The following is a 14,755-nucleotide window of genomic DNA, read 5'->3' on the forward strand; positions in this document are numbered from 1 at the left end:
TGGCCTTCCTCGGGGGGCGGCGGGGGCCCGAGTATAGCCAGACCGTTCCCGGCGCTCCCCGGCGGCACACCCGCGGACCGTCGGTGGGCGCTGCCACAATCCGGGACATGCAGACAGGACCGGACGTACTCCACACCACCGACTGGACCCGCGCCTTCCACGCCTACGGCTCCGGCGCCGACACCCCCGGGCACCTCGCCAGCCTGCTCACCGGCGACGCGCGTGAGCGCGAGCGCGCGCTGGACCACCTCCACGGCGCGCTCCTGCACCAGGGCACGGTCTACCCGGCCACCGTCCCCGCCGCCCTGTTCGTCGCCGGGATCCTCGACCGCCCCGAACCCGACGACCCGGCCCGGGGCCCGCTCCCCGAGGCGTCGGACGCGGCCCCGGGTTCCCCGCGCCGCGTCCTGCTGGACTTCCTGGCCGCCGCGGCCGAGGGCGCGCTGCACCAGACGCCCCCCGGCCCCGTGCCCGAACCCCCCGCCGGGGCCGAGCTGGACCGGGTGTACGCCGCACTGGCCTCCGACGACGAGGACGAGGCGGTCGCGGTCTGGGAGACCCCCGCCGTGGACGCGCTCATGCGGAGGGTGGGCCCGGACATGCGCGCCGCCGCGCCCGTGCTGTACGCGGCGGTCGAGCCCCACCTGACCGCCTCCGACGCGCACACGCGCATGTGCGCGGTGGAGGCCGCCGCGGCCCTGGCCCGGCTCGGCGGGCTGGAGCCCGACCTGTCCGGGGCCGCCGACATGGCCGAGACCCGCGACGAGGGCGCGGTGATCGTCCTGGCCCTGGGCGCCTGCGGCGCCGACACCACCGAGTTCCTCGCCCACGCCGACCCCGCCATCCGCGCCTGCGCCGCGCTGGCGCCCGGCCAGCGCGCCAACCCCGCGGCCACCGCGGAACTGGCCGCCGCGCTCGCGGACCCGGAGGCGGTCGACGCCTGGTTCACCAGGCGTCCCGCCCACTTCACCGGCCACGTGCGTTTCGCCCTGGTCCGGGAACTCGCCGAGCGCTCCACCGCCGAGGACGCCGCGCGCCTGCTCCCGGTGCTGCGCGCGCTGGCCCCGCTGACCTCACCCCTCACCGCGGCGGCCGACGCCGGTCCGCTGCTGGACCTGGCCTTCCGCGCCGCCGACACGGGCCGCGGCGCGGCCACCGACGCGGACGACGGCACAACCGCTGACGCGGGCGCCGCAACGGGTCCCGACGGGTCAGCGGTCCCGTTCGCCACGGGGCCCGCCGCGCCGCGCGACCCCGCGGAGCTGACCGCCGTCCAGCGCGACTACCTCCGGGTCCTGGCCGACCACGACGGCTTCTGGGACGGCCGGTTCGCCAACTTCCTGGTCGTGCTCGCCCGGCTGGGGCTGCCCCGCGAGCGCCGCGGACTCCGCGCGCTGCTCGCGGCCTGAGCCGGGCGGGCGCGGAGCCCCACGGCGAGCGGATCGGCAAGCACCGTGACCGTTTCGTCCCCACACGTCTCGTTGGACACGTGCACGATGACCACCTGTGGCCACGGGCTCGCGAAAACGCCGGTATCCGGGGCCCGGCCGTGGTGGGATAGCCCCCATGACGACCCCCACGCGGCACAGCGCGGCCGCCGAACTCATCGCGGACTTCGTCTCCACCGGTGCCGGGCTCGCCGACCGGGCCGACCTCGCACGGTTCCTGCGCGAGCACCGCCTGGCCACCGAGGGAGCCATCCCCATCACCCTCGCCGACCTCGACGAGGCCATCGCCCTGCGCGACGGCATCCGGGCGGTCCTGGAGCGGCGGGCCGAACCCGACCACGAGGCCATCGCCCGGGGCCAGAAGGTCCTGGACGGCCTCCGCGTCACCGTGCGCCTCCAGGCCTCACGCGAGGCCCCCGTGCCGCTGACCCCGGCGGTCGTGGACGAGGTCCGCCGCGGGCTGGCCCGCATCGCCGGGGCCTGGGCCGTGGTGCTGTCCACGGGGGAGTGGCGCCACATGCGGCTCTGAGGCCCCGAGACATGCGCGGGGCCGCCGCCGGGGCCTCAGCCCTCGTCGTGGCGGCGCAGGTAGCGCTCGAAGTCCCGGGCGATCGCGTCACCGGAGGCCTCCGGCAGGTCGGCGGTGTCCTTGGCCTCCTCCAGGCCGCGCACGTACGCCGCGATGTCCTCGTCCTCGGCGGTGAGCTCGTTGACGTTGGACTCCCACGCCACCGCGTCCTCGGGCAGGTCGCCCAGCGGCACCCGCGCGCCCAGGAAGTCCTCCACCCACGCCAACAGCGCCAGGGAGGCCTTCGGGCACGGCGGCTGGGCGACGTAGTGGGGGATGGCCGCCCACAGCGACGCGGTCTCGATCCCCACCGCGCTGAACGCCTCGTGCACCACGCCCACGATCCCGGTCGGGCCCGAGTAGGTGGTCGCCTCCAGCCCCAGCGCCGAGCCCAGCTCCACGGGCGAGGCCATCCCGGTCACCGGGATCGGCCGCGTGTGCGGGGCGTCCGCCAGCAGCGAACCCAGCATCACCATCCGCGTGACGCCCAGCTCCCGAGCCACGGCCAGCAGGTCGGCGGCGTAGGAGCGCCACCGCATGTTCGGCTCGGGGCCCGTCACCAGCACCACGTCGCGCTCCGACCCCGGCGGCGTGGCCACGCGGACCCGGGTCGTGGGCCACTCGACCTCGCCCACCACGCCGTCCACGATCGACATGCGCGGCCGGGTCACCTGGAAGTCGTAGTAGTCGTCCGGTGCCAGCGCGCACAGCTCGTAGGCGTCCCACTCCCTCGACAGGTGCTCCACGGCCAGGCTGGCCGCCTCACCAGCGTCGTTCCATCCCTCGAACGCCGCCACCATCACGGGATCGACAAGCTCCCGGACGAGCTTGGTCATGTGGCTCCTCCCTGCACGCGAACGGAGTCCACCCTACGTGGTGCCGACCCGCCCGGGGAACCGTTCGGGGGCGCTCGTCCGAAGGGCTCAGGCCGCCACGACGCGGGACACCTGTCTCACCTACTGGAACAGCCGATGAGATAACCTCACAGACAGCGACTGACAAGGACACCGCCGTCCCCGGACGACCGACCCGCCCCGCACCGCGGGTCCGCCCAGTGCCACGCGTCACGGGGACACCAACTGGGCCGCCGCGGTGCTCCGACGTAGAGTTGCCAGATATGAGAGCCAGCCCCACCTTCCGCGAAACGCTGTCCCGCCGTGTGGTCGTGGCGGACGGAGCGATGGGCACCATGCTCCAGGCGCACGATCTCGACCTCGACCAGTTCGAGGGGCACGAGGGATGCAACGACATCCTCAACCTCACCCGTCCCGACATCGTCCGCGACACCCATGCCGCCTTTCTTGCCGTGGGTTCGGACGCCATCGAGACGAACACCTTCTCGGCCAACCTCGGCGGACTCGCCGAGTACGGCATCGAGGACCGCACCTACGAGATCGCCCACGCCGGAGCGCAGGTGGCCCGCGAGGCCGCCGACGCCTACTCCACCCCCGACCAGCCCCGCTACGTCCTCGGGTCCGTGGGCCCGGGAAACCGGCTGCCCACCCTGGGCCACGCGCCCTACACCCAGCTGCGCGACTACTACGAGCAGTGCGCGCGCGGCCTGATCGACGGCGGATCCGACGCCATCCTCATCGAGACCTGCCAGGACCTGCTCCAGGTCAAGGCCGCCGTGGTGGCCGCCCAGCGCGCCCGCCGCGCCGCGGGCAGGGACGTGCCGATCATCGCCCAGGTCAGCATCGAGACCAACGGCACCATGCTGCTCGGCTCCGAGATCGGCGCCGCGCTGACCTCCCTGGAGCCGCTGGGCGTCGACGTCATCGGCCTCAACTGCTCCACCGGCCCCGCCGAGATGAGCGAGCACCTGCGCTACCTGTCGCACCACTCGCCCATCCCCATCTCCTGCATGCCCAACGCGGGCCTGCCCCAGCTCGGCCCCGACGGCGCCTTCTACGACCTCTCGCCCGCCGAGCTGGCCGACGCCCACGACTCCTTCACCTCCGAGTTCGGCCTGAGCCTGGCCGGCGGCTGCTGCGGCACCACCCCCGAGCACCTGCGCCACGTGGTGGAGCGCGTCCAGGGGCGCGGCATCAAGAACCGCAAGCCCCTGGTGGAGGCGGCCTCCTCCTCCCTGTACCAGAGCGTGCCCTTCCGCCAGGACGCCAGCTACCTGGCCGTGGGTGAGCGCACCAACGCCAACGGCTCCAAGAAGTTCCGCGAGGCCATGCTGGAGGGCCGCTGGGACGACTGCGTGGAGATCGCGCGGGACCAGATCCGCGACGGCGCCCACCTGCTCGACCTCAACATCGACTACGTGGGCCGCGACGGGGTCAGCGACATGCGCGAGCTGGCCTCGCGCCTGGCCACCTCCTCCACCCTGCCGATCATGCTCGACTCCACCGAGCCGCCCGTCCTGGAGGCGGGCCTGGAGGCCCTCGGCGGCAGGAGCGTGGTCAACTCCGTCAACTACGAGGACGGCGACGGCCCCGACTCCCGCTTCACCCGCATCATGGGGCTGGTCAAGGAGCACGGCGCCGCCGTCGTGGGCCTGTGCATCGACGAGGAGGGCCAGGCCCGCACCGCCGAGTGGAAGGTGCGCGTCGCCACCCGCCTCATCGAGCAGATCACCGGTGAGTGGGGGCTCAACACCAGCGACATCATGATCGACTGCCTCACCTTCCCCATCACCACGGGGCAGGAGGAGACCCGCCGGGACGGCCTGGAGACGATCAACGCCATCCGCGAGCTCAAGCGGCTCTACCCGGACGTGCAGACCACCCTGGGACTGTCCAACCTGTCCTTCGGCCTCAACCCGGCCGCCCGCATCGTGCTGAACTCGGTGTTCCTGCACGAGGCGGTCCAGGCGGGGCTGGACTCGGCGATCGTGCACGCCTCCAAGATCGTGCCGATCAACCAGATCCCCGAGGAGCAGCGCGAGGTCGCCCTCGACATGGTCTACGACCGGCGCGAGGGCGACTACGACCCCCTCTCGCGGTTCATGGAGATGTTCGAGGGCGTGGACGCCAAGTCCATGAAGGCCTCCCGCGCCGAGGAGCTGGCCGCCCTGCCGCTGTGGGAGCGCCTGGAGCGGCGCATCATCGACGGCGAGATGACCGGTATCGAGGCCGACCTCGACGAGGCGCTGGAGTCCAAGCCCGCCCTGGCCATCGTCAACGACACCCTGCTCTCGGGCATGAAGACCGTCGGCGAGCTGTTCGGCTCCGGCCAGATGCAGCTGCCCTTCGTCCTCAAGTCCGCCGAGGTCATGAAGGGCGCCGTCGCCTACCTCGAACCCCACATGGAGAAGAGCGACGACGACGGCAAGGGCCGCATCGTCCTGGCCACCGTCAAGGGCGACGTCCACGACATCGGCAAGAACCTCGTGGACATCATCCTGTCCAACAACGGCTACGACGTGGTCAACATCGGCATCAAGCAGCCGGTGTCGGCGATCCTGGAGGCCGCCGAGGAGCAGCGCGCCGACGTGATCGGCATGTCCGGCCTGCTGGTCAAGTCCACGGTCATCATGAAGGAGAACCTGGAGGAGATGAACTCCAGGGGCCTGTCCGAGCGCTTCCCGGTCCTGCTGGGCGGCGCCGCGCTCACCCGCTCCTACGTGGAGCAGGACCTGGCCGAGGTCTTCGACGGCCACGTGCGCTACGCCAAGGACGCCTTCGAGGGTCTGCGCCTGATGGACGCGTTCATGGCGGTCAAGCGCGGTGACGAGGGCGCCGAGCTGCCCGCCCTGCGCCAGCGCCGGGTCAAGACGGGCGCCAAGCTCAAGGTGAGCGAGCCCGAGGACGTGCCCGCCCGCAGCGACGTGTCGACCACCAACCGGGTACCCAAGCCGCCCTTCCTGGGAGACCGGATCAGCAAGGGCATCCCGCTGGCCGACTACGCCGCCTTCCTCGACGAGCGCGCCACCTTCATGGGCCAGTGGGGGCTCAAGGCCGCCCGCGGCGGCGAGGGCCCCAGCTACGAGGAACTGGTGGAGACCGAGGGCCGTCCCCGGATGCGGATGTGGCTGGACCGCATCCAGACCGACGGCCTGCTGGAGGCGGCCGTGGTGCACGGCCACTTCCCCTGCTACAGCGAGGGCGACGACCTGGTGGTGCTGGACGAGGAGGGCGCCGAGCGCACCCGCTTCACCTTCCCGCGCCAGCGCCGGGACCGCCACCTGTGCCTGTCCGACTTCTTCCGGCCCAAGGAGTCGGGGGAGCTGGACGTGGTGTCCTTCCAGGTGGTGACCGTGGGCTCGGCGATCAGCCGCGCCACCGCCGAGCTGTTCGCCAAGAACGCCTACCGCGACTACCTGGAACTGCACGGGTTGTCGGTGCAGCTGACCGAGGCCCTGGCCGAGTACTGGCACACCCGGGTGCGCGCGGAGCTGGGCTTCGCGGGCGAGGACCCGGCCGAGCTGGACGCGTTCTTCAAGCTCGGTTACCGGGGGGCCCGCTTCTCCCTGGGCTACGGGGCCTGCCCCAACCTGGAGGACCGCGCCAAGATCATGCGCCTGCTGGAGCCCGAGCGGGTGGGCGTGACCCTGTCGGAGGAGTTCCAGCTGGTGCCCGAGCAGGCGACCGACGCGATCGTGGTCCACCACCCGGAGGCGACCTACTTCAACGTCTGACCGGCTCGTCCGAGGCGGACCGCCCGGCGCGGCCCCGTCCCCCGACCGGGGGGCGGGGCCGCGCGCGTGTGCGGGAGGCGCGCGGTCCGCCGCGCCGCCCCCGGGGCCGCGCGCGTGCGGGAGTGTGGGGCAGCTCTCCACCCGCAGGCGTCCGAGTGTTCGTAGTGTGGAAAGGACGCCGACAGGTCCTCTTCACGGCGCGGGCGCCCCGCGTCCCGCACGATGATGACGCACAGCCCGGGTGTCCCGTGGGCCAGCGGGCAACCCATGACACACGAGGGGAGAGCGTGGCGCCGCCCGGTCCGGAAGGCGCCACCGAACCTATGAGCGAACAGAGCACGCTGAGTCCCGAAGCCTCCGACACCGAGACCCCCCAGGCCAGACGCCTCCAGGCCGTACTCCTGGACATGGACGGCACCCTCATCGAGAGCGAGCACCTGTGGGGTGAGGCCGAGGCCGACCTGGTCGCCGAACTGGGCGGTGTGTGGACCGAGGAGGACCACCAGCGCAACGTCGGCAACGCCGCCGAGCCCGTGGGCCGCTACATCATCGACCTGACCGGCGCGCACCACCTCACCCCGCGCGAGGTCGCCGACCGCCTGTACGCGAGGTTCCGCGCCAGGCTCGCCGAGGGCGCCGACCTGCGCCCGGGCGCCAAGGAGCTGGTCACCCTGCTGTCGGAGTCCGGGGTCCCGGTGGTCCTGGTGACCTCCACCGAGAGGACGCTGGTGCAGGCGGCGATCGGCGGGATCGGCCTGGACAACTTCGACGACTCGGTGGCCGGGGACGAGGTCGAGGCGAACAAGCCCCACCCCGACCCGTACCTGAGGGCCGCCCGGCGGCTCGGCGTGGACCCCGCGCGCTGCGTGGCCTTCGAGGACTCGGTGGTCGGCGTGACCTCGGCGGCCGACGCCGGGTGCGTCACGGTCGCGGTGCCCAACCACGTGCACATCCCGCCGCGCGAGGGCGTGGTGTTCCGCGACAGCCTGGTGGGCGTGGACCTGGACTGGCTGGAGTCCCTGGTCGCCGACCGCTGAACCCGGGTCCGCCCGTCCCCCGGCCTCGCGGCTCTCCCCGCCCCCACCAGCCCCGACGCCCTCTTCCGTGCCCCGGCCGCCCGTCCGGGGTACGGGAGTAGCGTGGGCGTACAGGGGCCTCGCCTCCGGGGCCTGACCTAGGGGATCGACCGGATGTGCGCTCCGGCGCCGGATGGGAGACTGGGCCCATGCCTGAGAACTTGACGTGGATGACCGGTCTGGTCCTGGGAGGCGGACTCACCCTCGCGGGACTGGTGATCTCCTTCTTCGTGTGGCGCGCCAAGGGCGCCGCCTCGGGTCTGCGCGGCGTGGCGTGGTCGCTGCTGCCGCTGGCCGCCGGTCTGATCGGGCTGATGAACGCCGTCTGGCAGTTCGCCATGAACATCTTCGGCATCCTGGTCGGCCTGCTGTTCAACCCGGCGGTGTGGGCCGGTGTGGCCCTGGCGGGCCTGGCGGTGGTGCTCTACGTCGTCTCGGGCGTCATGCGCGCCCGTGACGTGGGCACCCGCCCCGGCAGGGCCAAGGAGCCCAAGGCCACTGGCGGGGCGGGCGGCGCGGCCGAGCCCGGCGCCGCCAAGCCCGGTGCGGCCCCCGCGGCCCCGGGCGCCAAGGGGAAGGTGGGGCCGGTCCCCAACAAGGCCGGGGCCGCCGACGACCTCTCCGACTTGGGCGACATCGAGGAACTGCTGCGCAAGCGCGGCATCGAGTGACCACCGCGGGCCCGGCCCGCGCACCCCTGAGACGACGGTTCCGCACGCGCGGAGCCGTCGTCCTCGCGTGCGCCGCGACCGTCACCGTACGTGTCCGTGGCGGTGTCCTGGCACGCCCGTGACCGTCGCCCTGCGCACCCGCGTGGACACGCTGAGACGTATAGCACTTGCCATAGCGTCCCTCTTGGGGGGTCGAACCGGTGCATATTCGGACGTATCGTGGGCGCGGCGGTGGAGGACGTCGCCGCAGCTCGCGGCCGGTCGTCGGATGAATGCGAACTCTGTAGCCTTTTGTTGTTATATAGGCTTTTTAACGTTGTTTGTCACGATTTAGATACATGATCGGATATTGGACGCTATGCGTTCAGATCGCGAGTAAGTTGGTCGCTGTGTAACAGCCCGGGCGCAACGGTCCCGGTGTGTCCAACTCCTCAGGTGATGTGGCGCACTCCCGCGGACCGGGTCTGCGGAGGACGGGTCATCCGCCCTCCCCGCCGACACGCAAGCCCACGCCAGCCAGCGTCGAGAACCGGCCGGCCCCACCGCGCGCGAACCGCAGGTCACCCCTCCTTGCGGCCGTACGCGTGGGTTCTGACCCGTTCCCCTCGGCCAGAAGCGTATGAGTGGAGAGTGGTGGCCTGATGAGCGCGCCCTCGCATGCCCCCGATTCGGCGGAGCAGGCGGAGCAGAACGACGCCGTGAACGTCGCTGCGCAGGCCCACGGGGTCCGCGGAGACTCCGACAACCGGTCCCTGCGCCAGATCGCCTGGCAGCGGCTGCGCAAGGACAAGGTCGCGATGATCTCCGGCGTGGTCGTGGTCCTGCTCATCCTCGCCGCGATCCTCGCGCCCCTCCTGGCCAAGTGGTTCGGGCACCCGCCCACCCAGTTCCACCAGGACCTGATCGAGCCCAACACCGGGCTGCCGATGAGGGACCCGGACAACCCGAACCCCTTCGATACCGACCCCTGGGGCGCGATCAGCGCCGACCACCTGCTGGGCGTGGAGCCGGTGACCGGCCGCGACCTGTTCAGCCGCATCGTCTACGGCGCCCAGATCTCCCTGCTGGTGGCCTTCCTGTCCACGCTGCTGTGCGTGCTCATCGGCACCGTGCTCGGCATCATCGCCGGTTACAAGGGCGGCTGGATCGACACCGTCATCAGCCGGGCCATGGACGTCTTCCTGGCCTTCCCGCTGATGCTCTTCGCCATCGCGCTCGTGGGCGTCATCCCCGACGGCGTCCTGGGCCTGACCGGCAACGGCCTGCGCATCGGCGTCATCGTCTTCATCATCGGCTTCTTCAACTGGCCCTACATCGCCCGCATCGTCCGCGGTCAGACGCTCTCGCTGCGCGAACGGGAGTTCGTGGAGGCCGCCAGGAGCCTGGGCGCCAGCAACCGGCACATCCTCTTCCGGGAGATCCTGCCCAACCTGGTCACGCCGATCATCGTCTACTCGACCCTGCTCATCCCCACGAACATCCTGTTCGAGGCGGCCCTGAGCTTCCTGGGCGTCGGTATCAACCCGCCCACGCCGAGCTGGGGCAAGATGCTCTCCGACGCGGTCTCCCAGTACGCGAACGCGCCCTACTTCGTCGTGTTCCCAGGCCTGGCCATCTTCATCACCGTCCTGGCGTTCAACCTGTTCGGCGACGGGCTGCGCGACGCCTTCGACCCCAAGACCTCCGACTGACCCACGGTCGGTGGAGGCTGACCCGCCCGGCCTCCGCAAGGCAGGGATCCGACGACAGGTTGATCCCATCATCACCATCAGGTTCGCATGAGAGGCAGTTCCTTGAGGAAACGCACCCTCGGCTTCGTCGCGCTCGGCGCGGCGGCTTCCATCCTCCTTTCGGCGTGCGGGGGCGGTGGCTCCAACGGCGGAGGCTCCGCGTCCGACGCCGCCTTCGACCAGGGCTCGACCGAGGTCGTCAACGCGTCCGACCAGACCGGCGGCACCCTGCGCTACGCCATCTCCTCGGACTTCGACTCCACCGACCCGGGCGACACCTACTACGGGTTCAGCTGGAACTTCACCCGTTACTACGCCCGTACGCTGCTGGCCTTCACCCCGGCGCCGGCCCAGGAGTCCACCGAGCTGACCACGGACATGGCCGCGGGCATGCCCGAGCCCAACGAGGACTTCACCGAGTGGACCGTCAAGATCCAGGAGGGCCTCAAGTACGAGGACGGCTCCGAGATCACGGCGCAGGACATCAAGTACGCCATCGCGCGCTCGAACTACAACGGCGGTGAGCTGCCCAACGGTCCGCGCTACTTCGAGGCGCACCTGGACCAGGAGCCCTTCAACGTCTACGAGGTCGACGACCCGCTGGAGACCTTCACCGCGGTCGAGACCCCGGACGACTACACCCTGGTCTTCCACCTCAAGGACCCCTTCTCCGAGTTCCCGTACGTGCTGACCCAGCCGCAGACCGCTCCGGTGCCCGTGGAGGCCGACCGCGGCGCGCTGTACAAGGAGAAGGTCCTCTCCTCGGGCCCGTACCAGTTCGACGGCAACTACGAGCCCGGCGTGCAGCTCAACCTGGTCCGCAACGAGCACTGGGACCCCGAGACCGACCCGATCCGCCCGGCCCTGCCTGACGAGGTCACCGTCCAGATCGGCGTCGACCAGGACGAGATCGACCAGCGCCTGGTCAACGGCGACCTCGACGTCGACCTGTCCGGCGTCGGCGTCGGACCGGCGATGAAGAGCACCCTGCTCACCGACGAGGACGCCCAGGCCAACCTGGACAACCCGTACTCCGGTGCGCTGCGCTACGTCAACATCCACACCCCGGTCATCGAGGACGTGGCCTGCCGCCAGGCGATCATGTACGCGGCCGACCGGGACAGCCTGCACCGCGCCTGGGGCGGCGAGACCGGCGGCGACATCGCCACCAACCTGCTCCCGCCGACCATCCAGGGCTCGAACCCGGAGTCGGACCTGTACCCCTCCGACGACGACAAGGGCGACCTGGCCGCCGCCGAGGCCAAGCTGGAGGAGTGCGGCGAGGCCGAGGGCTTCAGCACCACCATCGCGGTCCGCGACGGCCGTCCCAACGACATCGCCACCGCGGAGTCCCTCCAGGAGTCCCTCAAGCGCGTGGGCATCGAGGTCGACATCCAGACCTTCCCGGCCGAGGACTTCTTCGCCCAGTACGCGGGCTCGCAGGACTACGTCCGTGAGAACAACATCGGCCTGAGCGTCTCCGGCTGGATCCCCGACTGGGCCACCGGCTACGGCTTCGCCTCCAAGATCACCGACGGCGACGCCATCCAGGCCACGGGCAACTACAACACCTCCGAGCTCGACGACCCGGAGATCAACGCCCTGTGGGACGAGGCGCTGGCCACCGAGGACCCGGACGAGCGCGCCAGCATCTACGAGCAGATCGACACCCTGGTCATGGAGCAGGCGGCCATCCTGCCGGTCGTCTTCGACCGCGCGCTGTTCTACCGCTCGGACGAGCTGACCAACGTCTACTACACGTCCTCGTACGCGATGTACGACTTCATGGCCCTGGGCGTGGACCGGGGTTAGTGCTCCGACCGGCCTGAACTAGTACGAGAAGGCAGGTGATGGCGGCGGGGGTGCCACGGCCCCGTGGGTACCCCCGCCGCCGACCGCGATGCTGAACTATATTCTCCGCCGCCTGGGCGCCGGACTGCTGCTGCTCGCCGTCGTCACGGCGGTGACCTTCTGGATCTTCTACGTCCTGCCCCGCTGGGCCGGCGTGACCCCGCGCGGTATGGCCGCGATGTACGTGGGCAAGGCCCCCACCCCCGAGGCGCTCGACGCCACGGTGGCGCGCCTGGGCCTTGACCAGCCCATCGCCGTGCAGTTCATGGACTTCGTCAAGGGTCTGGTCCTCGGCTCCGAGTACACCTTCGGCCGGGAGACGATCGAGTGCGCGGCGCCCTGCCTGGGTTACTCCTTCACCACCAACAGCCCCGTGCTGCCCCAGCTGCTCGACCGCCTGCCGGTCACCGCCTCGCTGGCCCTGGGCGCGGCCATCATCTGGATCATCGGCGGCGTGGCCGTCGGCGTCCTCTCCGCGGTCAAGAAGGGCAGCATCTTCGACCGCATCGCCATGAGCGCCGCCCTGGTGGGCGTGTCCATGCCGATCTACTTCACCGGTCTGCTCGCCCTGGCCTTCCTCGTGCACGAGTGGGAGCTGTTCCCGGTCTCGCGCTACGTCCCCCTCACGGAGGACCCGGTCGGCTGGTTCCAGGTGATGTTCCTGCCCTGGGTCACCCTGGCCTTCCTGCACGCGGCGCAGTACGCGCGCCAGACGCGCGCGGGAATGCTGGAGGTCCTGGGCGAGGACTACATCCGCACCGCCCGCGCCAAGGGGCTGAGCGAGCGCCGCGTGATCTTCAAGCACGCGCTGCGCCCGACGCTGACCCCCATCGTGACCATCTTCGGCCTGGACGTCGGCCTGGTCCTGGGCGGCGCGATCCTGACGGAGAAGGTCTTCTCCCTGAACGGCATCGGCGCCTACGCCATCGACGCGATCATCGGCAAGGACCTGCCCGTGGTGCTCGGTGTGACCCTGATGGGCGCTGTCTTCATCGTCGTCTGCAACCTGATCGTCGACCTGCTCTACCCGGTCGTCGACCCGCGCGTGCGCATCGCCGCCTGACGACCGACAGCGTTGAACAGAGCAGCTCTAACGAAGGAAAGTGACATGGCCTCGACCGACCCCGTCGTCCGCGTGGACGACCTGCGGGTGACGTTCCCGACCATGGACGGCGACGTTCACGCGGTGAAAGGGCTGTCCTTCGAGGTGCCCGCGGGCGGTGCCCTGGGCATCGTGGGCGAGTCGGGCTCGGGCAAGAGCGTGACCTCGCTGGCCCTCATGGGCCTGCACCGGGGCAGCAAGGCGAAGATCACCGGCTCCATCGAGGTCGCGGGCCAGGACGTGGTCAGCGCCTCGGACAAGAAGCTGCGGCGGATGCGCGGCAACGACATCGCCATGGTCTTCCAGGACCCGATGCAGTCGCTGCACCCGCAGTACACGATCGGCAACCAGCTGATCGAGGCCTACCGCATCCACCGGCCCAAGGCCACCAAGGCCGAGGCGCACGCCCGCGCGGTGGAGTCGCTGGAGCGGGTGGGCATCCCCGAGCCCGGCAAGCGGATCAACTCCTACCCGCACGAGTTCTCCGGCGGCATGCGCCAGCGCGTGGTCATCGCGATGGGGCTGATGTGCGAGCCCAAGGTGCTGCTGGCCGACGAGCCCACCACCGCCCTGGACGTGACGGTGCAGGCCCAGGTCCTGGACCTGTTGGACGAGCTGCGCCGCGACCTGGGCATGGCGCTGATCCTGGTCTCGCACGACCTGGCTGTGGTGGCGGGTTCGGTGGACGAGGTCGTGGTCATGCGCCACGGCGTCGCGGTCGAGCGCGGCGACGTGCGCAAGGTCCTCTCCGAGCCCGAGCACCCCTACACCCAGGGACTCCTGGCCGCCGTGCCGCGCGTGGAGGTCTCCCGGGCTCATCGGCGGGCGCGCGACCGGGCCGAGCGCGGCCAGCGGCAGGACCAGGAGAAGCGCCGCAGGTCGGGATCGGCCGCGGTGGGCGAGGCGGGGCGCAAGGGGCCGGACGAGGTCTTCCGGCCCTTCACCCCCGAGCCGAAGGAGGAGCGGGGCGAGCCCCTGCTGCGGGTGGAGGATCTGGCGCAGCGGTTCAAGGTGCGTGGCGGTATGTGGGGTCGGGCCACGGATTTCTGGGCGGTCAAGGGGGTCTCCTTCGACCTGCACCGTGGTGAGACGCTGGGGATCGTGGGGGAGTCGGGGTCGGGCAAGTCGACGCTGTCGCGGATGGTGATGCGTCTGCTGGAGCCCACGCGGGGCCGGGTGGAGTTCGAGGGCCGCGACATCACCCACATGCCCGAGCGGGCGCTGCGCCCGTTGCGCCGGGACGTGCAGATGGTCTTCCAGAACCCCTACTCCTCGCTCAACCCGCGGGTGACCGTGGGCGATGCGATCGGGACCGCGTTGCGGGTGCAGGGGGAGAAGGACGGCAAGAAGATCCGCCGTCAGGTGCAGGAGTTGTTGGAGCGGGTGGGGTTGGAGCCGGGGCACTACAACCGGTTCCCGCACGCGTTCTCGGGTGGTCAGCGTCAGCGGATCGCGATCGCGCGGGCGTTGATCCTCAAGCCGAAGCTGATCATCTGTGATGAGCCGGTGTCGGCGTTGGACGTGTCCACGCAGGATCAGGTGTTGCGGTTGTTGTCGGAGTTGCAGGACGACTTCGGGTTGACCTACATCTTCGTGGCCCATGATCTGGCGGTGGTGCGTCAGGTGAGTGACCGGGTCGCGGTGATGCGTGCGGGTGAGGTGGTGGAGATGGGTGACAGCGACGCGGTGTACGAGAACCCCGCCAGCGACTACACCCGCCA

At 70.9% G+C, this 14,755-nt stretch carries 10 protein-coding genes; 9 read left to right on the forward strand and 1 reads right to left on the reverse strand.

Annotated elements, in window-relative coordinates; translation table 11 throughout:
- Nucleotides 1–107 precede the first annotated feature (107 nt).
- Nucleotides 108–1,409, forward strand: coding sequence for a hypothetical protein (locus tag G011_RS0115040; RefSeq protein WP_019609199.1), 1,302 nt, complete (start codon nucleotides 108–110; stop codon nucleotides 1,407–1,409).
- A 157-nt stretch (nucleotides 1,410–1,566) separates the two neighbouring features.
- Nucleotides 1,567–1,977 carry an ABATE domain-containing protein gene (locus tag G011_RS0115045; protein ID WP_013152583.1) on the forward strand — a complete coding sequence of 137 codons (411 nt, stop codon included), beginning with the start codon at nucleotides 1,567–1,569 and terminating at the stop codon, nucleotides 1,975–1,977.
- 35 nt (nucleotides 1,978–2,012) lie between these two features.
- Here G011_RS0115045 and G011_RS0115050 read toward each other — a convergent pair whose 3' ends face one another.
- Nucleotides 2,013–2,852: a PAC2 family protein gene (locus G011_RS0115050; protein ID WP_013152584.1), complete on the reverse strand. Its 840-nt coding sequence runs from the start codon at nucleotides 2,850–2,852 to the stop codon at nucleotides 2,013–2,015.
- Between the two features lie 281 nt (nucleotides 2,853–3,133).
- Here G011_RS0115050 and metH point away from each other — a divergent pair, with 281 nt between their 5' ends.
- The 7 genes from metH to G011_RS0115085 all read left to right on the forward strand — a co-directional run.
- A complete protein-coding gene (gene metH / locus G011_RS0115055) occupies nucleotides 3,134–6,604 on the forward strand; it encodes a methionine synthase (protein WP_019609200.1) in 3,471 nt (1,156 codons plus the stop codon).
- A gap of 323 nt (nucleotides 6,605–6,927) precedes the next feature.
- The gene (locus tag G011_RS0115060) at nucleotides 6,928–7,641 is read left to right on the forward strand and encodes an HAD family phosphatase (protein WP_019609201.1); all 714 of its coding nucleotides are present in this window, start codon (nucleotides 6,928–6,930) and stop codon (nucleotides 7,639–7,641) included.
- A 188-nt stretch (nucleotides 7,642–7,829) separates the two neighbouring features.
- Nucleotides 7,830–8,351: a cellulose synthase gene (locus tag G011_RS0115065; RefSeq protein WP_155979782.1), complete on the forward strand. Its 522-nt coding sequence runs from the start codon at nucleotides 7,830–7,832 to the stop codon at nucleotides 8,349–8,351.
- A gap of 641 nt (nucleotides 8,352–8,992) precedes the next feature.
- Complete coding sequence (locus tag G011_RS0115070; protein WP_019609203.1) at nucleotides 8,993–10,042, forward strand: ABC transporter permease; 1,050 nt, start codon at nucleotides 8,993–8,995, stop codon at nucleotides 10,040–10,042.
- 102 nt (nucleotides 10,043–10,144) lie between these two features.
- The gene (locus G011_RS0115075) at nucleotides 10,145–11,893 is read left to right on the forward strand and encodes an ABC transporter substrate-binding protein (RefSeq protein ID WP_019609204.1); all 1,749 of its coding nucleotides are present in this window, start codon (nucleotides 10,145–10,147) and stop codon (nucleotides 11,891–11,893) included.
- An 88-nt stretch (nucleotides 11,894–11,981) separates the two neighbouring features.
- Nucleotides 11,982–12,995, forward strand: a complete 1,014-nt coding sequence (locus G011_RS0115080) for an ABC transporter permease (protein WP_019609205.1) — start codon at nucleotides 11,982–11,984, stop codon at nucleotides 12,993–12,995.
- A 45-nt stretch (nucleotides 12,996–13,040) separates the two neighbouring features.
- Nucleotides 13,041–14,755: ABC transporter ATP-binding protein (locus G011_RS0115085; protein ID WP_019609206.1), on the forward strand; the 1,715-nt coding region annotated here is incomplete at its 3' end.

Origin of the sequence: Nocardiopsis sp. CNS-639, assembly GCF_000381685.1 — a bacterium.
Lineage (GTDB): Bacteria > Actinomycetota > Actinomycetes > Streptosporangiales > Streptosporangiaceae > Nocardiopsis > Nocardiopsis dassonvillei.

Excerpts from the sequence above, each read along its gene's own strand:
- G011_RS0115045 (WP_013152583.1), top strand. The coding sequence starts at position 1,567 with ATGACGACCCCCACGCGGCACAGCGCGGCCGCCGAACTCATCGCGGAC.
- G011_RS0115065 (WP_155979782.1), top strand. The coding sequence starts at position 7,830 with ATGCCTGAGAACTTGACGTGGATGACCGGTCTGGTCCTGGGAGGCGGA.
- G011_RS0115050 (WP_013152584.1), bottom strand. The coding sequence starts at position 2,852 with ATGACCAAGCTCGTCCGGGAGCTTGTCGATCCCGTGATGGTGGCGGCG.
- G011_RS0115040 (WP_019609199.1), top strand. The coding sequence starts at position 108 with ATGCAGACAGGACCGGACGTACTCCACACCACCGACTGGACCCGCGCC.
- metH (WP_019609200.1), top strand. The coding sequence starts at position 3,134 with ATGAGAGCCAGCCCCACCTTCCGCGAAACGCTGTCCCGCCGTGTGGTC.
- G011_RS0115070 (WP_019609203.1), top strand. The coding sequence starts at position 8,993 with ATGAGCGCGCCCTCGCATGCCCCCGATTCGGCGGAGCAGGCGGAGCAG.
- G011_RS0115080 (WP_019609205.1), top strand. The coding sequence starts at position 11,982 with ATGCTGAACTATATTCTCCGCCGCCTGGGCGCCGGACTGCTGCTGCTC.
- G011_RS0115060 (WP_019609201.1), top strand. The coding sequence starts at position 6,928 with ATGAGCGAACAGAGCACGCTGAGTCCCGAAGCCTCCGACACCGAGACC.